The following is a 23,420-nucleotide window of genomic DNA, read 5'->3' as shown; positions in this document are numbered from 1 at the left end:
GAGCTTGCTCATAAGTGGTTAAACCCGCGGCGATTGCCAGCAATCTAAGCCCAGTTATGCTGAAAAGCATGCAACGCTGGGTGCTACATATCGATATGGACGCGTTTTTCGCCTCCGTCGAACAATTGACTCGCCCTACGCTGCGTGGCCGACCTGTGCTCGTCGGCGGACTGTCCGGCCGTGGGGTAGTGGCGGGCGCTTCCTATGAGGCAAGGGCATTCGGTGCCAAGAGTGCGATGCCCATGTACCAAGCACGGGCATTGGTCGGTTTTGGGGTAGTCACAGTCCAGCCACGCCACGCGGTATATGCAACAGCTTCGCGCCGGGTATTTGAGATCATTCGGGCGCGGGCAGGGATCGTCGAGCAACTCTCCATTGATGAGGGATTTATGGAGCCAGCGGAGCTGGTCGGGGCGAGCCCAGAAGAGGTACGCGAGTGGTCCGAGGAGCTGCGTGCGTTGATCAAAGCGGAAACAGGGCTACCGGCGTCGATAGGCGCGGGCTCCGGCAAACAATTTGCCAAGATCGGCTCCGGCGAGGCGAAACCAGACGGGGTGTTTGTAGTGCCAGTGGATCGGCAGCATGAGCTGCTTGATCCCCTGCCAGTGCGCAAATTATGGGGGATCGGCCCCGTTGCGGAGGCGAAGCTCAAACAACAAGGCGTGGCGACGATTGCGGACTTTGCGGCCATGAGCCGCAGGGACGTGGAGATTTCGCTGGGCAAGAATGTCGGTGTGGCATTGTGGCATCTTGCCCGCGGAAACGATGACCGACCCGTGGCGCCACGTGCCGAGGCGAAACAAGTATCGGCGGAACACACCTATCCAGAGGACCTCACCACGCGTGCGCAAGTCGATGCCGCCGTAGAACGTTCGGCTCGATCAGCGCACCGGAGGTTGCTTCGCGACGGCCGTGGCGCCCGGACGGTAACAGTGAAGACAAAACTGGCTACCTTCGCGAGCGAATCCCGCTCACTTACGCTGCCTTATGCCACAGACGACCTGAGCACCTTGCATGCAAGCGCGCGCAAGCTAACTCGATACGCAGAGGAAGTAGGTCCGATCCGGCTCATCGGAGTGTCCTTCTCTGGGTTGGAGTCCGAGCGTCAAGACGTGCTGTTTCCTGAATTGGATCAGAATGTCGTGGTAGTGGAGTCGCAGGAATATGAGGCTGGGGTGAGAGACACCAATGCGGGAGGAGTGGTGTCGGTAACTAGTAGTACCTCCGCCAGCCCGGCCGGGGACGCGGTGTGGCACAGCACGCAAGATGTGTACCATCCCGAATTCGGGCACGGCTGGGTACAAGGGGCAGGACACGGCGTGGTATCCGTGCGTTTTGAAACCAGAAGCACCGACCGGGGGAAGACGCGCAGCTTCGCCATCGATGACCCCGACCTGGTGGCAGCCGATCCGCTAGATAGCTTGGATTGGGAAGATTGGTTTGCTACACAAGAGTCGCCAGGTGACGGCCACTAGCAACTGAAATGGCGAGCAAGACTCGAGCTTGCGGCGCCCGGAAGTAGCTGCTCCACAAGGCGCCCTTTTGAGCCAACTCTGCGGCGCCACTGTATGTGGAAGCCACTTCGCCACGTGGAACGCGGGTGCTAATCAGAACGGGGACGCCGGCAGCGAGCACCTCGGTCAGCCCTTGAGAAAACACGGACCCAACATTGCCGGATCCCATGGCTTCGACGACGATGCCGTCTACGCCCTGCTCGCGATAAAGATCCAGAACTTCTCGTCCTGCACCGGGATAGGCGGTGACGATTGGAACATTGACTTTGGCTAGCGCAGTGGCCGGTACTGGATCCGGCCGAGTGGGCTCTTCCGGCCCATTCGTGGCGAATGCTAGTTCATCAGTGGTGTGCCACTTGGTGGCGCCCCGAACCGGGAGGACGGCGCGTCCGAATACGATAAGACAGCCGATGTCTCGTGCGGAGGCATCACTTGCCACGATGAGCGCTTCGAACAGGTTGTTCGGGCCGTCGGCTTCTGGGTGATCGAAGGGCTTTTGCGCTCCGGTGAATACCACTGGCCGAGAGTCATTATGGAAGGTATCAACGGCTACGGCGGTTTCTTCCATAGAGTCGGTGCCGTGGGTGACCACAACACCGGAAACGCTCGGATCGCGGAGTGCATCGCCGACAGCGTTCACTATGGCGTCGATATCTGCAAACGTCATGGTGGAAGAATCGATGCACTCCAATTCACGTACCTCCACCGCGATGGTGCCAGGCGCGAATCGACGTGCAACTGGCCGGAGCAAATCCTCCCCAGATACAGTGGCGTTGAGCACACCGTGCTCGTCCGTTGTGCAGGCGATTGTGCCACCTGTGGTGAGCACAACTACTTTTAAAGGCGCGTTCTCAGCAGACATACCACTAGGGTGCCACACTTGCGGGCACAGGTTTTACCTAGGGACACTTAAGTTACACGTGTTATTATCGTCGACACGCCTGCGGTGAGTTTTGTATAGACCCATAGCCCGAGAATCGCTCACCGCCCATTACTTACAAGGAGATTTCGTTGAAGTTTTCCACCACAGCAGCTGCTGCAGCCGTCCTCGCCGCTGCGCTTTCCCTCACCGCTTGTTCCGGCGACGATGCCTCAGGAAGCAAAACATCGACTTCCTCCGCTGCTAAGTCGACCTCCGCTAAGGGGGCAGCTCCGGCTCAGCCAAGCGCTGCGGACCTCAACGCTGTGCTGGCTAAGGCAACTGATCCGAGCGCAAGTGTGGAAGAGAAGATCGTAACCGTTCAAGGTGGCGATACCGCGCCAGAGCTTTTTGAAACCATGACCAAGTCTAAGGCCGAGTCCGGCGCAGACTTCCAGGTAGTAGATCCGATCCTGCCTGGCTACACCCCAGATTCTGTTCTTGCGACGGTGAACTTCAGCCTTCCAGACCGTGAGCCACAGGCCGCCGACAATGTGGAGTTTATTTACGATGGTGGCACCTGGAAGCTCTCCCAGAGCTGGGCTTGTACTTTGATCACCAACACGGTTGCTCCCGAACAGGTTCCGGCAATGTGTAAGGATCAGGCCGCTACCCCAACTCCTTAAGTGTGATCACGAGGACACTGATGAGGACGTGACATCTATCTCTATGTAGTTAGAAGTTGGTCAAAGCGTTCTAAGATTTCTGCATGACTAAAAACGAAGGAACCATTGACCGCACTCTTCGCGGTGTGCTCGCTATCGTTGCTGGTATTTGTGCAGCAACCGTTGCTACCGGCCCCCTGCAGGTGATCCTCTGGGCGCTGGCAGTACTTATGGCAGTTACTGCAGCAGCAGGGTTTTGTCCGCTATATCGAGCCCTCGGGATGTCTACCTGCCCGTTAAAGAATTAAACCCCTAACTTCGAGATCCCGCCCGGTCCACAATGTGGCCGAAGGCGGGATCTGTTGTTTGTGGGGAGGAATCTTCAAGAAATCTCGTTGTCAGCAGACAGCGGTGAAATCTCAACTATGCCTGCCGGCCAGCGGTTACGCAGCCAGCGGTCATGGCTAGCAATCAGACACACGCCCGGGTAGTTGACGAGTGCGTGTTCCAGGTCTTCCGCTAGAGCCAAGGCGATGTGGTTGGTGGGCTCGTCGAGAAGCAGGACTTCTGGTGGGTCAACTAACACCATGCCGATCGCTACGCGACGCTGCTGTCCCAGAGATAGCTCCCGCAGTGGCTTGTGCATGCGATCCTCATCCAGCAGCCCAAGCTCGACCAGTTCTGGGCAAAGTTCGCGTGGAGTCGCCTCCAGCGATTCCCATTCAGAGTCCTGTGTCAGGTATCCGATCCGCACCCCCTCCGCTAGCACTCGCTCGCCAGAGTCCGGGGAGAGCAGCCCCGCAGCAATTGCCAGCAACGTCGATTTACCCGCACCATTGGGGCCGATGACGAGCCGAGTATCGCCCGCAAACATCTCCAGCTTCACCGTCCGCAACCGCCCAGTAACGGCTACCGAATCTAGGCGGAGCAGGGCCTCTGGGCGGGGTTTGAAAGCCACAGACAACGCTCCGGTGAAGGACAACTTAGGCGGTGGTGGCGGAATTTCGAAGCGCTCCAACTCCTCGAGGCGATTCCGGGTGGCTTTGAGCCGGTTGCCGACAGTCTTAGCGGCGCGGTCTGCAAAGAACTTCTGGGACACCCGCGTTTCAGACTTGGCCTCTGTGGAGTGAAAGATGTCGCCTTCGCTAATGCCGAGCTTTCCTTCCAGCTCAGAGCGATTTTGCTCCTGAATGGAATAGTCATGTTCCCAGCGGGTGCGGGCAGCAGCTCGCCAGGCAAGATACTCGCTGAATGAACCGTGGAACAACGCACCTTGCCGGGAATCTTCCCCGTAGCCGCCCTCGGCACCGAGCGCGGGGTCGAGATCAATGATGTCTGTGGCACAGTGATCGAGAAACCAGCGATCATGGCTAGCCGCAATGATGGGGCCCGGGAAGCTGGCGAGCTCGGCCATCAGGAAGTCCACGGCGGCATCGTCGAGGTGGTTAGTTGGTTCGTCGAGCAGCATGGCGTCTACGGGACGCAGGAGGAGCGCCGCCAGTGCATAACGACGTCGTTGACCACCGGAAAGCTGATGGATCGGAGTCGCAGGATCGATATCACTGAGGCCGAGGCCCGCGCGTACCTGCTCGATTCGGGAATCCAGTGACCATAGCTGAGACTGCTCAGCCCGAGAAAGCGCGCGATCGAATTCCTCGGTGACATCACGAGTGGACATCGCGGCGCTGAGCTCTTCAATCTCCGTTTCCAACTGCCGGATCTCCGCGACGGCTTCGTCGATAAGCGCCCCGACCGGCGAATCAAACGCCAAGGTGGTTTCCTGTGTGATGAAGCCGAGCCTATCGGGGACAGCGAAGGTGCCAGCATCCGGTTTTCCGCCTGCAAGCAACGAAAGCAGGGTGGATTTCCCGGCACCATTTTCTCCGATAAGGCCTGCGATCTCGCCAGCATTGACGGTGAAAGAAATGTCAGTGAGGACGCGGCGGTCAGGATAAGAGAAGCTGACGCGGTCGGATTTAATGAAAGAAGGCATAACTGAGTTTCCTAAGGTCGAAGCGGATGGTTGCTCGGGGTATTAGGAAAATGCCATGACTTAAATTCTAGCTAGGAGTAGTCAATTTTGGAAATGAAATCCTGGAAAACACGCGCGGGTTTGTCATCCTCGCCATAAAGCACTCGGGTAGCAAGGTCAACGGAGCCAGCTACCGGCAGCGGTTTCCGCAGGTCTACCTGTAATGAGCCAGAACCTGTGGAGTGGGTACCCACAACCTTAAGTTCAGAATTGAGGCCTTGATCAGCCAGGCTCAAGGCAGCTACTGCCGGGCGTTCGGAGACTTCCACGGCGATATCTGCGACATCTCCCTCGCGGGAGTTCAACGTGTACGTAGTGCTGCGTAGCATCGTGGAATCACCAGTGACCCGGTTTTCCACCGTCCATTTTGCGCCTGGAGCAATGGGTTCGCTGGGGAAAATCACCGGCTGCGCCAACAGCTTCATCAAATAGAGCTCGGCGATCGCACGGCCCTGATCAGTGGCTGCAGTTGGGGCAGACAGCCTGACCGTCTCAGCGCGTCCTGTTGGTTGGCCGGTCCAGGCGAGTTCGAAACCCTCTGTCGACTGGATATCCGACGCAAACTCGGGTTTAGAGTGGGTTGGGCTGAGCAACTTGAGTGTGACATCTCGGGGAGACTGCGCAGAGACAGCGGCATCGAGCGTGGCTTTCAGCGTATCCACGTTGGCATCAGTGGCAGGTTCGGCAGCAATATCCGCCGCGGTACCCGTGCCCTGTTCAAAACCATCCGAGATCTCAATCGCGGATTGTTGGGTTGCGCCGGAATCGTGAAAGGCCAGGACCTGTGCGTCGCCTACACCGGCGTCGATAAGCGCCACCTTGGGGGCGTCGACCGGCAACGACACCGCCTTTTCTTCGCTTGGCTGTGGGGCATCATTACCGCACGCAGTGAGCGCAAAAACGGACAGGGTGACGGCGAGACAGGACGCGAGCGACTTCTTCATAAGTGACTACGGTACTAGGTTCGGGCAGGACTGCTGGTGAGGACCGAATAGAAAATCCACCCCGAGATAGGGAATGATGGAACGCGTGAGTGCTACAGGTAGGAGCTATGTTATTCCGATGGCGGCGATAGCCATCGTGGCGGCAGCGGTGGATCAAGGCACCAAAGCCATCATGCTGAACCTTCTGGACCCCGGGGTTGCTATGCCAATCCTTGGCGATTGGTTCCGCTTCTACCTGCTGTTCAACCCCGGTGCGGCGTTCTCGATGGGGGAGAACTCGACCTGGCTATTTACCACCATCCAGCTGGTGTTCGTTTTGGGGATCGCAGTGTTTGCCCGCCGAGTACGCCAGCCGTGGCAGGCCACAGGACTCGCCCTCATCGCAGGTGGCGCCCTGGGAAATCTCATCGACCGGCTCTTCCGGGAGCCTGGCTTCTACTTTGGCCACGTGGTTGATTTCATTTCGGTGGGTAGCTTCGCGGTGTTCAATATTGCAGATTCCTGTATCACTGTTGGTGTGCTCTGCTTCATCATCAGCGCTTTTAGAGAGGAGCAGCATGCGTGAGAACCGTCAGTTACCAGTGCCAGAAGGCCTCGTAGGGATGCGCGTGGATGCGGCATTGGCTAAGCTCCTGGGCCTGTCCCGCACGATAGCTGCAGAGCTGGCCGAGTCCGGCGATGTGCTTGTCGACGGCCGTAGCGTCGGAAAATCCGACCGCCTCAGCGCCGACGCGTGGCTCGATGTCACGCTTCCGGAACCGGAACAACCCCTACTCCCAAAGGCAGAATTGGTCGAGGGGATGGATATCCTCTACTCAGATCAGGATCTCATTGCGGTGAACAAGCCCGTCGGTGTGGCTGCGCATCCCACTGTCGGTTGGGAAGGCCCGACCGTAGTAGGTGGACTGGCCGCCGCGGGTTTCCGAATTTCCACTTCGGGCCCGCCGGAACGCAAGGGGATTGTGCAGCGACTTGATGTCGGTACCTCGGGAGTGATGGTGGTGGCCGCCTCGGAGCGTGGCTATACCGTTCTCAAGCGTGCTTTCCGCGATCGCACCGTGTCGAAGACGTACCATGCTTTGGTGCAAGGCCACCCGGATCCGCTCACGGGCACCATCGATGCCCCGATCGGTCGGCATCCTTCAGCTGGTTGGAGATTCGCCGTCACCACCGGCGGTAAGCCCTCAGTGACGCACTACGAAACCATCGAGGCATTTCGGGAAGCAACCTTGCTTGAGGTGCACCTAGAAACCGGGCGCACTCACCAGATCCGCGTTCACTTTTCTTCCCTCCACCATCCGTGCTGTGGCGACCCGATGTATGGTTCTGACCCTAAGCTCAGCAAGCGCTTGGGACTATCGCGACAGTGGCTCCATGCGGTGAAACTCGGGTTCCACCATCCCGCCGACGGCCGCTACATGGAAGTTGAATCGCCGTATCCACCAGATCTCCAGCATGCCTTGGATGAGCTGCGCTCATGACAGCGGCCAGAGTGCGAAAGGTGCTGGCACTGCTCTGCACCTTGTTAATCATCGGCGCTGTGATAATGGCCAGCTTTGATGATCGCACCTCCAAACCGATGCTGAAAAACGGCGACGTGCTCGGTCAAGATACTGGCGAGAGCTACAGCCAGTATCAGCAGCGCGCTGACCACAGCCTAGTCGGAGCCTCCGGAACCTCCTGGGCGATGATTACTTTCGCAGAGCCGTTGTCAGCTGAGCGCGCCGGGGCGCTTGTTGAGCAGCTCCACTTAAAACGCGTGGGTGGGGCGGTCTTTGCAGACGAAAAGCCGCAAGCACTTCCGGAACCCGTTGCCCCGGAAACCCGAATCGAGGTATTCGAGCGCTGGACCCCGCCTGCGAAGAACATCGTCGGGGTGATCGCTTATGACGATGCGGAACTCTTCCGCGGATTGGCTGACAACCCGCAGCTTGGCGCAATCGAGGTATTGCCGCAAGGGGCAGCTTGGGGGCGCTTTGGTGTCAGGCCGGTTGCCGTCGATTAGCGCGCGTTGCTCGGCGCTGTAGCCAAATGTCGGTGAGGAAAATACCCACCGAGACCCAAATGATTCCGAAGCCAAGCCAGCGCACCGTCTCCAACTGCTCGTGCATGATGCACACTGCCCACAGCATTTGCATGGTTGGCGTCATGTATTGGAGCATTCCGATGGTCGACAGTGGGATGAGTTGCGCGGCCTTATTGAAGAGCAATAGTGGAAGCGCGGTGATGATGCCAGAGGAGATCAGGAGCGCGACATGTCCCGCGCCGTGCCCCGTAAACGTTGACGTGCCCTGCAGCGTGAGGTAACCGAGATAGCCCAGCGCCACCGGAAACAACACCACAGTCTCCGCTGCCAGCGAGGCCTCCGGGGGGAGCTGAATCCGCTTCTTGATCAAGCCATAGATGCCAAAGGAGAACGCGAGTGTGAGTCCCATAAGCGGCGGTTGCCCGGACAACGCAGCCAGCACAATGACGGCAATCGCCGCAATAGCCACACTGAGCTGCTGCAGTTGACGCAGCCGCTCCCGGAGCACCAGCATGCCTAGCACGACATTGACCAAGGGGTTAATGAAGTATCCCAATGCGGCCTCGGCAACATGCCCGGAGTTCACAGCGATGACATAGGTCAGCCAATTCACCGCGATGAACACTGCAGCAAGTACCACTAGGAGCCAGGTAGCTCGGTCAGCGCGTCGCAGTTCTTGCGCTGCTTTGGTGACAAAGATCAGGGCAACCATCACCACGGCGGTCCACACAATGCGGTGCGCCAGAATCTCCACGGGAGCCGCAGGCTCGAGGAGTGGGAAGTAGGCGGCGAAACCGCCCCACATTAGATAAGCCAAGACCGCGTACCACATGAGCACAGACCTTACCCCGGTTCGATCGCTGATTTGCGGCTTTACTGGTGCTTTCGACTGGGGCACAGCACTGCTGGCGGTGGCGGGATGCCCGGTGTGTAGGCAGGTCAATGAGGATAGCCGAAGCCGGTTGCTTATCGACGCCCCTGATTAAGTAGACTCACCCTTTATGGGCAACTCTTCCTTCGTTCACCTGCATAATCACACTGAGTATTCCATGCTCGATGGTATGGCCAAGATCGATATGTTGGCTGATGAGGTGAATCGCCAAGGTATGTCTGCCGTTGGTATTTCAGATCACGGCAATATGTATGGCTCCGATGCTTTCTATCAGAAGATGACCGCCTCCGGCATCAAGCCCATCATTGGAATCGAAGCCTATCTTGCGCCCGAGTCACGCCTGAACAAGCAACGCATCCGCTGGGGAGAACCGCACCAAAAATCCGATGACGTTTCCGCCTCGGGCGCCTATCTCCATCAGACGATGTGGGCAGAAAACGTTGAGGGGCTACGGAACCTGTTTTACCTTTCCTCGATGGCCTCTTACGAAGGCCAGCTGGGCAAGTGGCCACGTATGGATGCGGAGATTATCGCGGAGCGCGCCTCTGGCATCATCGCCACCACTGGATGTCCATCGGGCGATGTTCAGACTCGGCTCCGCCTGGGACAGTTCAATGAAGCTCTCGAGGCTGCCGCGATGTGGCAGGACATTTACGGCAAAGAAAATTACTTCCTTGAGCTGATGGACCATGGCCTGGACATCGAAAACCGGGTGCGCGCGGAATTGCTCGAGATCGGCCGGAAGCTGGATTTGCCGCCACTGGTGACCAATGACTGCCACTATGTGCTCGAATCCCAGGCCCAGGCTCACGAGGCGATGCTGTGTGTGCAAACCGGCAAGACCCTGCATGACGAGGATCGTTTCAAGTTTGATGGTACTGGCTACTACATTAAAACCGCCGCAGAGATGCGGGCCGGCTGGGACCACACTGTCCCTGGGGCCTGCGATAACACCCTGCTCATCGCGGAGCGTGTGGAGGATTACAGCGAGATCTGGGAAGCTCACCCACACGACCGGATGCCGGTCGCTGATGTTCCGGAAGGTGAAACCCCGACCACGTGGTTGCATCATGAAGTGATGGCGGGCCTGCAGGATCGTTTCCCGGGTAAAGAAGTTCCACAGGAATACATCGATCGTGCTGAGTACGAGATCAAAGTCATTGATATGAAGGGGTATCCTTCTTACTTCCTCATCGTGGCGGAGCTGATCAAGCACGCCCGATCCATCGGTATTCGCGTGGGCCCCGGGCGTGGCTCGGCGGCAGGCGCACTGGTGGCCTATGCGCTGACGATCACCAACATTGACCCGATCGAGCACGACCTGCTGTTCGAGCGCTTCCTCAACCCGGAACGACCTTCCGCTCCCGATATTGATATCGACTTTGACGACCGTCGTCGCGGCGAAATGATTCGTTATGCCTCTGAGCGCTGGGGCGAGGACAAGATCGCCCAGGTGATTACCTTCGGAACGGTGAAGACCAAGCAGGCACTGAAAGACTCAGCTCGCGTACAGTTCGGCCAGGCTGGCTATCAGATGGCAGACCGTATTACCAAAGTGCTGCCGCCGGCGATCATGGCTAAAGACATCCCATTGTCCGGAATTACAGATCCGGAGCATCCGCGCTATGGCGAGGCTGGCGAGGTGCGAAACCTGATTGAGACTGATCCGGATGTTCGCAAGATTTATGAGACGGCTCGTGGCCTCGAAGGCGTGGTGCGTCAGGCTGGTGTCCATGCTTGTGCCGTGATCATGGCGTCCGTCCCGCTCCTAGACTGCATCCCGATGTGGAAGCGGCAGCAGGACGGAGCGCTCATTACCGGTTGGCCGTATCCGGCCTGCGAGGCAATCGGCCTGCTGAAAATGGACTTTTTGGGTCTGCGAAACCTGACCGTGATTGGTGACGCGCTCGAGAACATTAAGCGCAACCGTGGCATTGAACTCGACCTGGAAAACCTGACCACGGATGACCCCGCAACCTATGAACTGCTTGCTCGTGGCGACACCCTGGGTGTGTTCCAGCTCGATGGCGGTGGCATGCGGGAACTGCTCAAGCGTATGGAGCCCACCGGCTTCGATGACATCGTTGCGGCACTTGCGCTGTACCGTCCCGGGCCGATGGGTGTGAACGCTCACCTGGACTACGCCGATCGTAAGAATAGCCGTCAAGAGATCAAACCGATCCATCCGGAATTGGAGGAGCCGCTCAAAGAAATCTTGGGGGATACCTACGGCCTGATCGTGTATCAGGAGCAGATCATGCGTATTTCCCAGAAGGTTGCCAATTACACAGCGGGCCAAGCAGATGGCTTCCGTAAGGCCATGGGTAAGAAGAAACCTGAAGTGTTGGCGAAGGAATTCGTCGCATTTGAGGCTGGCATGTTGTCCAATGGCTTCTCCAAGGAAGCGATCAAGGCCCTGTGGGACACCATCGAGCCTTTTGCTGCCTACGCCTTCAATAAGTCCCATGCTGCAGGCTATGGTTTGGTGTCTTTTTGGACGGGGTATCTCAAGGCCAACTACACCGCAGAATATATGGCGGCGCTGCTTACTTCGGTGTCTGACAAGAAGGACAAGTCGGCTATCTATCTCGCAGACTGCCGGCACTTGGGCATTAAGGTGATGCCACCAGACGTAAACGAGTCCGTGCTGGACTTCGTGGCTGTTGGCGAGGACATTCGCTTTGGCCTCGGTGCTGTCCGCAACGTTGGCGAAGATGTGGTGGAGTCCATCGTTGCCTCGCGTGCGGAAAAGGGGCACTTCAAGGACTTCTCAGACTATCTAGACAAGATCGACACCGTGCCGTGCAACAAGCGTGTCACCGAATCACTTATTAAGGCCGGAGCCTTTGATTCTCTGGGGCACAGCCGCAAGGGGCTGATGCTGGTGCATGAGGACGCGGTGGATTCCGTAACCGCCACCAAGAAGGCGGCCGACAAGGGGCAATTCGATCTTTTTGCTGGCTTCGGTGGCTCCGAAGACGGGGAGGCGGAGAACTTCTTCGCAGTGCAGGTCCCAGAAGATACTTGGGAGCGCAAGCATGAGCTAGCACTGGAGCGGGAGATGCTCGGCCTGTACGTCTCCGGCCACCCGCTGGATGGCTTCGAGGAGGCCCTCGCGGCGCAAACCGATACGGCGCTCACCACGATTTTGGGTGGGGAGCTGCGGCACGGGGCGGAGGTGACTATCGGTGGCATTATTTCGGCCGTCGATAGGCGTTTTAGCAAGAAGGACGGTTCACCGTGGGCGATCGTCACAGTGGAGGATCACAATGGTGCCTCCGTGGAGCTCCTGGTGTTCAACAAGATCTATAACCTTGTGGCAACGCAACTGGTTGAGGACAACATCATCCTGGCTAAGGCCCACATCTCCATTCGCGATGATCGCATGAGCCTGTTTTGTGATGACTTGAAAACACCGGAGCTCGGTGCCGGAAACGGTTCGGGTTTGCCTCTCAAACTGGTGATGCGTACCGATCAGTGCACGATGGAGAATATCGCCCGTCTGAAAGAGGTGCTGCTGTCCAACGCTGGCGAGTCCGACGTTTACCTCAAGCTTGTCGACGGCAATAATTCGACGATGCTGGTCCTCGGTGATCATCTGCGCGTAAACCGCTCGGGCAATCTCATGGGCGATCTCAAGGCGACGATGGGGCCGGGAATCCTGGGTTAGGAGCGCCCAGCGTGGAATGACTGCATTCGATACCGCGCTGTTCCCTGTGAAGAATACAGACCCCATAATCCATTTGTGGGATACCTATCCCACTAGGCGGGCGGTGGGGAGGGTAGGATGTGATCATGACCGATCACTTAACTCAGGAAAATACGTCCCTCGCTGGAGAAAACGCCGCCATCCGCGCGGCAGATATTCAACTGGCGCAGGCACGAATTTCCGCAGTGATCGCACCCACCCCCCTGCAATACTGCCCCCGACTTTCCGAAGCAACCGGGGCGCAGGTCTACCTGAAGCGGGAGGACTTGCAGGATGTGCGCTCTTACAAGATCCGCGGAGCCTACAACAACATCGTGCAGTTGGACGAAGCAGAGCGCGCCGCTGGAATCGTAGCGGCCTCTGCCGGAAATCATGCTCAAGGCGTCGCCTATGCCTGCCGGTCCTTGGGCATAACGGGCCGCATCTTCGTGCCAGAATCCACCCCGAAGCAAAAGCTCAGTCGCATCTTGGTGCACGGCAAGGGCGCAGTGGAACTCGAGTTGAGGGGCGCAAGCTTTGATGAGGCGGCCGCCGCCGCGCGTGCCTACGCCGCCGAGACCGGGGCGACTTTGGTGGAGCCTTTTGATGCTCGTGACACCATCATCGGGCAGGGCACTGTCGCAGCCGAGATCCTCTCCCAGCTCACGGCTTTGGGCAAACACGCGGATTCCGTAGTCGTACCAGTCGGCGGTGGTGGCCTGCTTGCAGGAGTATTGTCCTACCTGCGAGACATGGCCCCACTCACGGCAGTTATTGGCGCAGAGCCGCTCACCGCAGCATCCATGCAAGCGGCATTGCAGAACAACGGGCCGATCACCCTAGAAGACATAGACCCCTTCGTAGATGGTGCGGCAGTAAAACGCGTCGGAGACTTGAACTACCAGGTGGTGGATAAGCAGCGTTCACGATTGCACATGGTCTCGGTCTCCGAGGGGGCAGTGTGCACTGAGATGCTCGACCTATATCAAAACGAGGGCATCGTCGCGGAGCCGGCGGGAGCACTGTCAGTAGCTGCCCTGAAATCGCTCGCGATCAAACCGGGCGAAGTGATCGTATGTATCATTTCCGGGGGCAACAATGACGTCCTGCGCTACAACGAAATCGTAGAACGCTCCCTCGTTCACCAGGGACTGAAGCACTACTTCTTGGTGAACTTCCCGCAGGAGCCCGGCCAGCTGCGCCACTTCCTCAACGACGTCCTCGGCCCTGAGGATGACATCACCCGCTTCGAGTACCTCAAGCGCAACAACAGGGACACTGGGGCAGCGCTGGTGGGCATTCAGCTAGGAAAAGCAAGCGACCTTGCCGCGCTGTTGGAACGCATGACAGCCTCCAAGATCTACTGCCAGCAGCTTGAGCCCGGAACATCGGAATATGAATTTCTGACCTAGGTGAGGATCGCGAATCCCCACGGGTCGAGAACAGTCTCGAACTGTCCTACCTGGGGCGCGGTGAAGGTATAGCGCAGCTCACCACCGAAAGGTACGCGCACCTGCGCGGCGGAGAAGTTCGCCACGATGCGCACGTCCTCGTGCCCGAACGCTAACCAGCTCTCGCCGTATTGCACGTCCAAATGCTCCAAATATGGGCGAGCAAGGCGCAGTTCCTGCCGCAGTGAAAGCAACGTGCGGTAGGCCTCCAAAATCCCGGCTTGTTCCGCATCAAAATCCCAGACGAGTCGGGAGCGTTCAAAGGTGTCGGGGTCGGCTGGATCAGGGACCAGCCCCTCATCCCAACCATTGCGCTTGAACTCGTTCATGCGGCCTTCCCGGGTCAAGCGGCACAACTTGGGATCAGAGTGGGATACGAAGAAACAAAAGGGTGTCTTCGCGCCAAACTCCTCACCCATAAACAACATTGGGGTAAACGGAGCACAGAGCACAAACGCAGCTTTCAACACTTGTTGCTCCGGCGTCAGATTCATAGATGGCCGGTCACCAGCTGCGCGGTTACCTACTTGGTCATGAGTGGTGGTGTAGGTGACGAACTTGGAGGCTGGGACGATAGTGGTATCGATCCGACGTCCGTGGGTGCGGCCACGGAAGGTAGAAAACGTTTCCGCATGTAGGAATACGTTCTTTAGAGTTTCTGCCAGCACCTCGGTAGTGCCGAAATCCGCGTAGTAGGCGTGTTGTTCCCCGGACACCAGCGCATGGAGTGCGTGGTGAACATCGTCTATCCACTGCCCATCAAGGCCATAGCCACCCGCTTGCTGGGCGGAAACCAGGCGGGGATCGTTTTGGTCTGATTCTGCGATCAGAACGCGGGGGATCCCCGTCGTGGCCTCGACGTCATTCTTGAGGTAAGTCAGCTGCTCCAGCAGGTGGATCGCGCCAGGATCATAAAGGGCATGAACAGCATCAAGCCGAATGCCGTCCACATGGAATTCCTCGAACCACATCCGGACCGCGTCTTGAATGTACGCACGGACAGCATCGGACCCGAAGCCCATCAGGTTGATGGTGTCTCCCCAGCCGGTGTTGCTCGGCTGGGTGTACGGGCCGAACATCCCGTTGTAGTTGCCTTCAGGGCCGAAATGATTGAAGACGCAATCCATCATCACTGCAAAGCCGGCGTTGTGCGCTGCGTTGATAAAACGCTTAAAGCCAAGGCGGCCACCGTAACCTTCGTGAACGGCGTGCCAGAGGACGCCGTCGTAACCCCAGTTGCGGTCACCAGCAAAGGGCTGCACTGGCATGAGCTCGATCGTAGTGACACCTAGTTCACGCAGGTAGTCCAGCTTGTCTATCAAGGCATCGAAGGTGCCCTCGGAAGTGAATGTGCCAACGTGCAGCTCATAGATCACTTGTCCAGGAAGGATGCGGCCCGTCCAGTTCTGGTCGCTCCAATCGAATCCTTGCTCGCTGACCAGTGACAGGCCATGCACGCCATCGGGCTGTGCGGTGGAGCGTGGGTCAGGAAGCAGGGGAGACCAGCTAGTGCCGTCGAAAAGCGAGAAACCGTAGCGCTGACCGGGGTGCTTTTCGACGTCACTGGTCCACCACCCGTGTTCGCTAGCGCGCATCGGGTAGCTTGTTCCATCCACCTCCACAGCAGCATCGGTAGCGTTTGGGGCCCACACTTCAAAAACAGACATACTTCATAGGCTAAACCATCACCTGGCATGGCACTAAGGGGAAACTTGGGAAACCTGAACCAGTGCGACTGCAGTGAGGTTCGTTGATGCACCAGGTTGGTAGCCTTGTCTCCATGAGCGATACTGTGGCCGAATTTGACGTGTGCGAGGAACAACAAGTGCCAACCGTGGTGCTCACACGTAACGGCGTTCCTCCCGAAGGTATCGCTGAACTTTATGATTCGGCCTTCGCTGCTTTTCGTACCGCCATCGCTGCCGGCGAGGTAAGTCCCACCGGACCCGCTACCGCTGTGTACCTTCGAATGGCAGAAACCGTAGATGTGGAATTGGGATTTCCGGGCACCTTGCACGGGGCGCACCCCAGTTTCGTCCGATCGGTGCTGCCGGGCGGACTCGTAGCTTGCCACACTTATCTCGGCTCCTACCAAGGTCTGGCCGTGGAGTGGATGCAGTTTGTTAGTGAATTACATGCGGCGGGCTGGGAAGTCGCCGGCCCCTGTTGGGAAAGTTACGTTACGCAGCCGACGAAGGACATCGATCCAACTACACTGCGCACAGACCTGTGTTGCCTCGTTCATCGTGGACAGCTCTAGGCCCTAAGATGCAGCCAACTATCTATCGACGCCCAGCGCAGGGCGAGGTATTCCGCAGCGAATTCGAAATCAAGCGTTCCAAATTTCTCGGGTTCATCGCCCAGGCTACGTGCGAAGGAGAAGCGCGGGCTTTTATCGCGGAGATCAAATCGCAATTCCCAGATGCGAGACATCATTGCAGCGCGTTCCGGTATCACGTTGCTCATGCCAATCCTGTCGAGCGCTCGAGCGACGATGGTGAGCCATCAGGTACCGCAGGGCTACCGATGCTCGATGTGCTGCGGGGAAGTGGGTTGCTGGATGTGGTCGCGGTCAGTGTGCGCTACTTCGGGGGCATCAAGCTGGGTACCGGCGGGTTGGTCCGCGCCTACTCTGAATCTACGCAGTTGACGCTGGAGCAAGTACGCAGCGAAAGCCGCGGATTGCGGGAATTGTATCGCTTGGAGGTCGGGCACGATGTAGCCGGCAAACTTGAAGCGGAGTTACGCCGACATGACTTTGCCGTCGTCGATGCTGAATACGGCGCGAAGGTGGTGCTGTCTATTGGCGTGTCACCCGGGCAACGGCCAGAGCTAGATGCCATGCTCGCCGAAAGTACCCAGGGGCGGGCTGACACCAAGCTCATTGGCTCAGAATGGATTGATTTACGCTGCTAAAGTTGATGCCATGACGATGCAACAGTACCCACGCAACCCAATCGAACAACGCAAGGCCGCAGTGCGAAAATACTCCCGCAATGGTGTCCTGGCAGTCGCTACGGGCCTCGGCGGTGGCGTCGCGCTGTGGTTGATGGCGGATCAGGCCGCCTTCCTGGTGGTGGGGCTGGTGCTGGCCGTCATTGGTGGCTTCATTAACTACCGACGTGTACAGAAAATAGTTAACTACCGCGACGAGTACTAGAAGAGCTCTAACAGTGGAATCAGCACGCATCGATGCGTGGGTGTGGGCGGTACGGCTCATGAAGACCCGTTCGGCAGCGGCCGAGGCCTGCAAAGCTGGACACATCAAACTTAACGGCACCGCAGTAAAACCGTCTCAGCTAGTAGTGCCGGGGGATCGAGTTCGAGTATGGGTGGACCATAGGGAACACGACGTTGAGGTGGTGCAGACCATTAAGAAGCGGGTAGGGGCAGCAATCGCACGTACCTGCTACGTGGATCACTCGCCACCGGCACCGCCGAAAGAAATAATTGCCTCGATCCCGAAACGGGAACGAGGCGCGGGCCGACCTACTAAGCGGGAACGCCGGGAGATCGACCGCCTCATGGGGCGAGGCTGAACTTACATGTTCAGTCCCCAGTCCGCTGGTGGGAAATCAATGCCACGCTCGCGGAAGAAATCAGCAACGGTCAGCGCCCAAACATGCAGCGCATCGGCGAGCTGAGGGAAATCATGCAACGTGGAAACCATCAGGTTTGACTCCTATGTATCTATGCGGCTTATGTGTTGACTATAAACCTACTCGTTTTCTTCAGCAATCCCGGCGGCGACCATAGTATTCAAGCGATTTTTCAAGCGATTAGTGCGTTGGGATGCATGCCGTCCAGAATCCTTCGTGCGATCGATGTGCAATTGGCCGAAACGACGCAGTAGCAAGTCATCGATGATGCGGATTTGGCCTGGAACAAACTGGTACTTCATCGCAGTCTCCACGACCTTAATGTCGAGGTCAGAGAGCAAAGTGCGCAACTCGCTAACGGTTGTAATGCCGTTTGCTGCCAGGATTTCTTCGAGCCAAGAGTAGTACTCGGAGCGTGAGCGCGGGAAGCGGTTGCCGACGAGCATCGCAAGTACTCCTGGCAAGGTCTCTGCGGTGAGTTCTACTTCATCCGCCGGAGCAGGAGCTTCGCCTTGAATCCGGGCGATTTGGTCAAACTGCTGGTCAGCAAGCTCAATCAATCCGGCGGCGAGGGTAAATGCACGATCCACTCGCGGGTCTAGGGTCTGGGCACCTTTGTAACGAATGTCATGTTCAAATTCTGCCCAGGCGTGCTGCAGGACGGTACGGACCTGTACCTCAAAAGTCATGCCACGGTACTCAGCGAGGTCTTCTGCATCTTCCGGTACTTGGACGATCAGGTGGTAAGAACCGTATCCAAAATCGCCCGCGATACGAGTCTCCGCCGCCTTATCGACGCTCTTGATCACCGTGAAGGCCTGGCTCAGCACATCAAGAACAACAGGGATATCGGCAGAGAAGTAAGTGGTGATGCGAATACCGATGATGTCTTTCACATCGCGCCAGGGATCTGGATACTCGAAGGCTCCGTTGACGTGGCGTTGCATGGCTTTGGTCTTTAGCGACCGCCACGTCTTGATCCGGGCAGCAACTCGGTCAAAGGACACACCGGCATCCACGAGTAGTTCCTCAATCACCTCGCGGAAATCGCTGGCAGCGTTGGGGTGATGGCGCACCCACTCGTGGTAAACCGATCCGAGCTGGGAGATACGTTTCTGGCTCATGATTTAGTGTTTCACCAGCACAAGCAACGCGGTGGGTAAGGTTTCCAGCAGCTGACTTACTAAAACGTCACCACTGAACTCGCGCCCCGATAGTTTGTCGCACCAGGTTCCTGCTGGCAGGGTCACGGTGGTATCTCCCCAGCCACCGGCGCGCTCCAACTGGATAGGCTTGCGGGTTGCGACTGCGATGACCTGCAAGTCACGCTGAGATTTTCCACGAGCCATGCCGACCAGGTGAGTCTCATTTGGGCCAACGGCGTACACAGCTTGGTAGTCGGCGCCTTCGAAGGATTCTGGGTGTTCCAGTCGGGTGTGCAATGCAGCATTGACCACGGCAAGCTTGGCCATGTCGGCATCAGCAGCTAGTTCAGCATCAAGGGCCCCGTTCTCCTGCAATATGCCCAGCTTTTGGCTCCGAGCGGTGTAGTCGACAAAAGCGCGATTGTCGGGATCTACCAAAGAGTCGGTGAAAAACTCGTTGCCTTGGTAAATGTCGGGAATTCCGGGTCCGATGAGTTGTAGCATCTTGCGTCCCAAGGAGATCGTCGTGGCAGCTGGGGCGAGCAGGGAAACGAACTCGTTGAGCTGCGCAGTGGCAGGACCGTCGAAAAGCGCGTCGACCCAATGGGCAACATCAGATTCGAAAGAATCATTCGGCTCCGTCCACGCGGTGTGGACGCCAGCCTCGCGCACAGCCTTGAGCGCATAAGCTTGGAATCGCTTGCGAAGGGTATCGCTTGGCTCGCCATCAGCCGGCCAAATGCCCACCAAGTTTTGCAGCAGGAAGTGACCCGTTGCGCCGTCTGGGGGCGGGGTAATCGCGGTGACTTTGGTGATGAACTCAGCGAACTCGCTCGGTACTTCGGAGATTTCGATGATTCGGGCGCGAACATCCTCGCCACGTTTGGTGTCGTGGGTGGAAAGCGTAGTCATGGAGGCAGGCCACAGGAGAGCCCGCTCGTGTTGGAGCATGTGGAATTCAGCCGCTGAGACGCCAAACCTTCCGGGCGCGCCTCCGACTTCCTGGAGGGCTACCAGCCGTGAGGCGCGATAGAACATCTTGTCTTCCACGCCCTTAGCCATCACCGCACCACAGACTTGCGCGAAGCGGGTCGCCGCCTCGCCGTCGGCAAGCAGCGCTGCGGCGATGATATCGAGCGCATCGCGGTGTGAAGGGTAGCGCTGCACCATTTCGGCGATCACAGTGGCAGTGGTACGGGACAAGGAAATATAGTCGGCGCGATAGACCGGCATGAATGCAACCAACTCGACCAAGGACGCGATGAGTTGTTCTTCGCTGACGTGCGGCCCTGCTGTGGAAAAATTGTCACGGCGGATCGCGCGGGCGAGGCGCCGGACCTCGGTGCCCAGCTCACTCTGTGCTACCTCACTCTTCAACGCATGCTCGTTAGCTTCCAGCGAAGCCGCGTCCCAAGGGGAACCGGTGTGCTGCATAGCTAGCATGGACAGCGTGTCTACGCCTTCACGGGCGATGAAGACCCCATCGAACTCGCGGAGAGCGTCATAACCGGTCGTACCGTCTACGGGAAGACGGGGGTCAAGTGGCTCCTCCACCCCAAGGATCTTTTCAATGATCAACCAGCGATCTGGGCCAACAACGTCACGTAGGCGCTTGATGTAGCCGAAAGGATTGGCCAATCCGTCTGGGTGATCCACGCGCACGCCGTCAATCAAATCCAGGGCAACCAGTTCGCGCAGCACCTGGTGCGTGTGTTCAAACACAAGTGGGTCTTCCTGGCGGAGGCCAGCTAGCCCGTTGACCGAAAAGAAGCGTCGGTACCCGATCACGCCGTCACGCCAGTACATCAGGCGGTAAGACTGCTGCTGATACACCGCGATGGGGTCATCGCCTTCAGTGCCTGGTGCCACCGGGAAAATGTGATCAAAGTAGCGCAGGACCGTCTCGTCCTCGTAAATATCCAGCACCAATTTCTCTTCGTCGCCATGCGCGCCCAGCACTGGCAGTCCTAGTTTCCCGTCAGCGCCATTGTCCTCGTGCCAGTCGATATCAAAGAAGTGCTCATACTGCGAGTCTTGACCATTCTTAAGTACGTCCCACCACCATGTGTTCAGCTCCGGCTGTGCGATGCCCACATGGTTCGGCACGATGTCGATGATGATCCCGATTCCGGCCGCTTGGGCCTGTGCCGCGAAGTCCTGAAACCCCGCCATGCCACCGAACTCAGGGTTGATCGTCGTTGGATCGGTAACGTCATAAGAGTGGTTCGAATCTGGAACCGCGGTCAAAATAGGGGACAGATAGACGTGGGAAACACCTAGCGCGGAAAGATACTCGAGCTGGTTTGCGGCCTCAGCGAACCCGAATGCGCGACCAGATTCTTCGGCTTTTGGTCCGCGCAGCTGCAGGCGGTAAGTAGCGGTGATCGGGCGACGCATGATGAATCAAATTCCTCCGTTGTCAGGGGCACGCACGTGAATACCGCTACAAGTTTAGGTAGGTTTGGCCGGCTTTGCTGTCAGCAACTAACCGGCAGTGCCCCCTAGTGGAATCAAAGGGCGTGGTTAGCGGGTGGAAATGAGCTCTGGAAACCCCTCGTGGTACATCAGTGGTCCGACTGCCCCAGGTAGTGCCGGTAGGTCAGCATCAGATAGCGCGGAATTGACGGCTATGAGGAAATGAGGACCGCAATAATAAAAGTGAATGCACGTAGTGTTGAGATACTGACGAGCACAACCAAGCAACCGGGAGAACAACTCGGGGTGTGCTAACCAGGTCGAGTCGTCTCCAACACTGGGACGGATTTGTATCGCGGTTCCAGTGGCGTTGATGCTGCGGACAAAGAAGCGTGCGGCCCCCAATTCCGTTGCTCGGTGAATCACGCCTTTTGCCACGCAATCCCAGGCTTTCAAGGCGGTAAACCCAAGGTCAGATAACGCACGGTGGCTTAGCAGTGTCTCCGAGTTGGCGTGCGGATCCCGAAATCCCACTCTGATCTCGGCAGACAATGCCACCGTTGCGGGTGATTCCGCGAAGGCGGAGTCGCTGAGCGCGGCGTCCACCTCCTCGGTTCTGCAAAGGGCAAAACTTAAGTGGTTGGTGTCGATCGTGGTGTTGGATTTATGCAGTACTGCGGTAGACATTTTCACTAACCCCCAATTAGCGAGAAAACGGTTCTACTTATATAGACTGAGCCAGCACTGCAAAAGGTTCCATCGGGGAGCGGATTATTTCTGCTAGAACGGCGGTTGCTCGTTTAGACCCAGCGCTGTGAACAGTTCCTTGTCGGTCCAAATGGCGATGTCTTGGCCCTTTTCCTGAAGTTCTTCGGCGCGCTTCTGCTTAGAAGTTTTGGTAGCCCAGGGGCCACACACCAGGATGGTAGTTTTCTTGGTGACGTTCTTCCCCACGCTGCCACCAGACTGGGCGATTCGCTTCCACAAGTCACCCTTCTCATAAGGCTCGAAATCACCAGTGAGAGTGACACACTGGCCGAACAACACACCGGAGGGGTCCGCGTCGGTGTTTGGCTCGGGAATAACCTCCGGGGTGGACACTCGTGACCAGGGCGCAGGTTGGCGTTTTGGTGTGGAGCTTTCAGGCGAAGCAATCGCTGCAGCTGTGTCATCTGGGGTCGGATCTGCGCCGAGCTTTTTGCGCTGTAATGCGATTCCAGCACCACTGCGATCGCGCAAGACTGGGTAAACACGATGCGGCTCCAGGATTCCCATAGTGAACCCGTTGGAATACATAAATTCTTGGCAGCTGCCGGCAAAACCGGCGCGCCGGGCGAGTGCGACGAAGATCCCGCCGCAGGCGGCAGCGTCCGCCGTGGCATCGTGGTGTTTGGTGAGGTCAACGTCTAAGCCGGCAGCCACCGTGGGTAGGCGATTATTGGCTAGTCCGAGTTTGGCGGCACGAGCTAGCAATAGGGTGCACCCAAAAATCATCGTTGGGGGAGTTATCTCGCAAGCAAGGCTGGCTCGGGAGAGTGCTGTGAAATCAAACTGGGCATTGTGAGCGACCAGCGGTAGGTCACCAACGAATTCGGTGAGTTGTGACAGGCGAGTAGGGAAGTCTGGCTGGCCAGCGACCTGATCTGGAGTAATCCCGTGAATCGCGATGTTGTCCTCACCGAAGTGTTCGAGCCCAGGGGGTGGGGTGAGCAACCAGGAGACTGAATCGGTGGGCTGGCCGTCAATAAACTTTACGGCTCCGATTTGGCAGATGGATCCCCAATCTGCGTTTGCGGTTTCCACGTCGAAAGCGACAAAGTTCATCCCGCGTACTGCGCCCTGCGAGGTAGGTGCTTTACCTTCGCGCGCTGCGGAGATGTCAGCTATCAGGGCACTGACCTGCTCGCGCTGTCGCGGGCTGAAAGTGACGCTCACATCAGCACCTGCAAGGTGGACCCATCCGCTGAGTAGATCGGAGGGCTCTTGTACAGAAACATCAGTGATGGTGTGCAACGGCACGGATGCGGAGTGATACTGCAGCGCCTCCATCAGCGGGGAGTAATTAATTTCCACGCTGGTTGCAGTTACTTGAACGCGGGCACCGTGCGCTGCAATCACAAAAATCCTCTTCTGTGGGTTACCGGAAAACTCCCTACGCCGGGCAGTACCATTGCTGCTGTGCGCGGGGAG

22 protein-coding genes are annotated in these 23,420 nt (G+C 57.8%); 12 read left to right on the top strand and 10 right to left on the bottom strand.

Going from position 1 to position 23,420, the window contains the following annotated elements; all coding sequences use genetic code 11:
* Positions 1–68 precede the first annotated feature (68 nt).
* Positions 69–1,475: a DNA polymerase IV gene (locus WG936_RS02130; RefSeq protein ID WP_339563749.1), complete on the top strand. Its 1,407-nt coding sequence runs from the start codon at positions 69–71 to the stop codon at positions 1,473–1,475.
* Here WG936_RS02130 and WG936_RS02125 read toward each other — a convergent pair.
* Positions 1,444–2,376 (bottom strand): asparaginase, encoded by a 933-nt coding sequence (locus WG936_RS02125; protein ID WP_339571986.1) that lies wholly within the window; start codon positions 2,374–2,376, stop codon positions 1,444–1,446. The genes WG936_RS02130 and WG936_RS02125 overlap by 32 nt on opposite strands.
* A gap of 149 nt (positions 2,377–2,525) precedes the next feature.
* Here WG936_RS02125 and WG936_RS02120 point away from each other — a divergent pair, with 149 nt between their 5' ends.
* Positions 2,526–3,059 carry a hypothetical protein gene (locus tag WG936_RS02120; protein ID WP_339563747.1) on the top strand — a complete coding sequence of 178 codons (534 nt, stop codon included), beginning with the start codon at positions 2,526–2,528 and terminating at the stop codon, positions 3,057–3,059.
* A gap of 83 nt (positions 3,060–3,142) precedes the next feature.
* Positions 3,143–3,346: a YgaP family membrane protein gene (locus tag WG936_RS02115; protein ID WP_339563746.1), complete on the top strand. Its 204-nt coding sequence runs from the start codon at positions 3,143–3,145 to the stop codon at positions 3,344–3,346.
* A gap of 74 nt (positions 3,347–3,420) precedes the next feature.
* Here WG936_RS02115 and WG936_RS02110 read toward each other — a convergent pair whose 3' ends face one another.
* Positions 3,421–5,031 carry an ABC-F family ATP-binding cassette domain-containing protein gene (locus tag WG936_RS02110; protein ID WP_339571985.1) on the bottom strand — a complete coding sequence of 537 codons (1,611 nt, stop codon included), beginning with the start codon at positions 5,029–5,031 and terminating at the stop codon, positions 3,421–3,423.
* Between the two features lie 71 nt (positions 5,032–5,102).
* Positions 5,103–6,014 (bottom strand): DUF6263 family protein, encoded by a 912-nt coding sequence (locus tag WG936_RS02105; RefSeq protein WP_339571984.1) that lies wholly within the window; start codon positions 6,012–6,014, stop codon positions 5,103–5,105.
* 76 nt (positions 6,015–6,090) lie between these two features.
* Here WG936_RS02105 and lspA point away from each other — a divergent pair, with 76 nt between their 5' ends.
* The 3 genes from lspA to WG936_RS02090 are packed head-to-tail and all read left to right on the top strand — an operon-like array spanning position 6,091 to position 8,019.
* Positions 6,091–6,579, top strand: a complete 489-nt coding sequence (lspA, locus tag WG936_RS02100; protein WP_445227770.1) for a signal peptidase II — start codon at positions 6,091–6,093, stop codon at positions 6,577–6,579.
* A complete protein-coding gene (locus WG936_RS02095) occupies positions 6,572–7,495 on the top strand; it encodes an RluA family pseudouridine synthase (protein ID WP_339571983.1) in 924 nt (307 codons plus the stop codon). Before lspA ends, WG936_RS02095 begins: the two co-directional genes overlap by 8 nt.
* Positions 7,492–8,019: a hypothetical protein gene (locus WG936_RS02090; RefSeq protein WP_339571982.1), complete on the top strand. Its 528-nt coding sequence runs from the start codon at positions 7,492–7,494 to the stop codon at positions 8,017–8,019. The genes WG936_RS02095 and WG936_RS02090 overlap by 4 nt, the downstream gene beginning before the upstream one ends.
* On the opposite strand, the gene rarD is transcribed toward WG936_RS02090, so the two are convergent.
* Complete coding sequence (gene rarD / locus WG936_RS02085; protein ID WP_339571981.1) at positions 7,997–8,872, bottom strand: EamA family transporter RarD; 876 nt, start codon at positions 8,870–8,872, stop codon at positions 7,997–7,999. The genes WG936_RS02090 and rarD overlap by 23 nt on opposite strands.
* A gap of 169 nt (positions 8,873–9,041) precedes the next feature.
* Here rarD and dnaE point away from each other — a divergent pair, with 169 nt between their 5' ends.
* Both dnaE and ilvA read left to right on the top strand, forming a co-directional pair.
* Positions 9,042–12,602, top strand: a complete 3,561-nt coding sequence (gene dnaE, locus WG936_RS02080; protein WP_339571980.1) for a DNA polymerase III subunit alpha — start codon at positions 9,042–9,044, stop codon at positions 12,600–12,602.
* Positions 12,603–12,727: 125 nt separating this feature from the next.
* Positions 12,728–14,032, top strand: a complete 1,305-nt coding sequence (ilvA, locus tag WG936_RS02075; protein WP_339571979.1) for a threonine ammonia-lyase IlvA — start codon at positions 12,728–12,730, stop codon at positions 14,030–14,032.
* On the opposite strand, the gene treZ is transcribed toward ilvA, so the two are convergent.
* Positions 14,029–15,738 carry a malto-oligosyltrehalose trehalohydrolase gene (gene treZ, locus WG936_RS02070; RefSeq protein WP_339571978.1) on the bottom strand — a complete coding sequence of 570 codons (1,710 nt, stop codon included), beginning with the start codon at positions 15,736–15,738 and terminating at the stop codon, positions 14,029–14,031. The two genes, ilvA and treZ, sit on opposite strands and share 4 nt — an antisense overlap.
* Positions 15,739–15,851: 113 nt before the next feature.
* On the opposite strand from treZ, the gene WG936_RS02065 reads away from it, so the two are divergent.
* From WG936_RS02065 to WG936_RS02050, 4 genes are read left to right on the top strand one after another with little or no spacing between them, the layout of a single operon-like run.
* Positions 15,852–16,331 carry a GyrI-like domain-containing protein gene (locus tag WG936_RS02065; protein WP_339571977.1) on the top strand — a complete coding sequence of 160 codons (480 nt, stop codon included), beginning with the start codon at positions 15,852–15,854 and terminating at the stop codon, positions 16,329–16,331.
* An 8-nt stretch (positions 16,332–16,339) separates the two neighbouring features.
* The gene (locus tag WG936_RS02060) at positions 16,340–16,987 is read left to right on the top strand and encodes a YigZ family protein (protein ID WP_339571976.1); all 648 of its coding nucleotides are present in this window, start codon (positions 16,340–16,342) and stop codon (positions 16,985–16,987) included.
* Positions 16,988–16,997: 10 nt separating this feature from the next.
* Positions 16,998–17,231: a hypothetical protein gene (locus WG936_RS02055; protein ID WP_339563734.1), complete on the top strand. Its 234-nt coding sequence runs from the start codon at positions 16,998–17,000 to the stop codon at positions 17,229–17,231.
* Positions 17,232–17,244: 13 nt separating this feature from the next.
* On the top strand, positions 17,245–17,610 hold the full coding sequence (locus WG936_RS02050) for an RNA-binding S4 domain-containing protein (protein WP_339571975.1): 366 nt from the start codon (positions 17,245–17,247) through the stop codon (positions 17,608–17,610).
* A 2-nt stretch (positions 17,611–17,612) separates the two neighbouring features.
* Here the strand turns inward: WG936_RS02050 and WG936_RS02045 are convergent, their stop codons facing one another.
* From WG936_RS02045 to WG936_RS02025, 5 genes are all read right to left on the bottom strand, one after another.
* A complete protein-coding gene (locus tag WG936_RS02045; RefSeq protein ID WP_339563732.1) occupies positions 17,613–17,741 on the bottom strand; it encodes a hypothetical protein in 129 nt (42 codons plus the stop codon).
* A 48-nt stretch (positions 17,742–17,789) separates the two neighbouring features.
* Positions 17,790–18,794, bottom strand: coding sequence for a GTP pyrophosphokinase (locus WG936_RS02040; RefSeq protein WP_339563731.1), 1,005 nt, complete (start codon positions 18,792–18,794; stop codon positions 17,790–17,792).
* Between the two features lie 3 nt (positions 18,795–18,797).
* Positions 18,798–21,212, bottom strand: a complete 2,415-nt coding sequence (gene treY, locus WG936_RS02035; protein ID WP_339571974.1) for a malto-oligosyltrehalose synthase — start codon at positions 21,210–21,212, stop codon at positions 18,798–18,800.
* Between the two features lie 126 nt (positions 21,213–21,338).
* A complete protein-coding gene (locus WG936_RS02030; RefSeq protein WP_339563729.1) occupies positions 21,339–21,917 on the bottom strand; it encodes a hypothetical protein in 579 nt (192 codons plus the stop codon).
* 93 nt (positions 21,918–22,010) lie between these two features.
* Entirely contained in the window at positions 22,011–23,348 is a 1,338-nt protein-coding gene (locus WG936_RS02025; protein WP_339571973.1) for an exonuclease domain-containing protein, read from the bottom strand.
* Positions 23,349–23,420 lie beyond the last annotated feature (72 nt).

Origin of the sequence: Corynebacterium sp. H127 (assembly GCF_037482665.1) — a bacterium.
Taxonomy (GTDB): Bacteria; Actinomycetota; Actinomycetes; order Mycobacteriales; family Mycobacteriaceae; genus Corynebacterium.
This window is presented reverse-complemented; position numbering and strand designations above follow the sequence as displayed.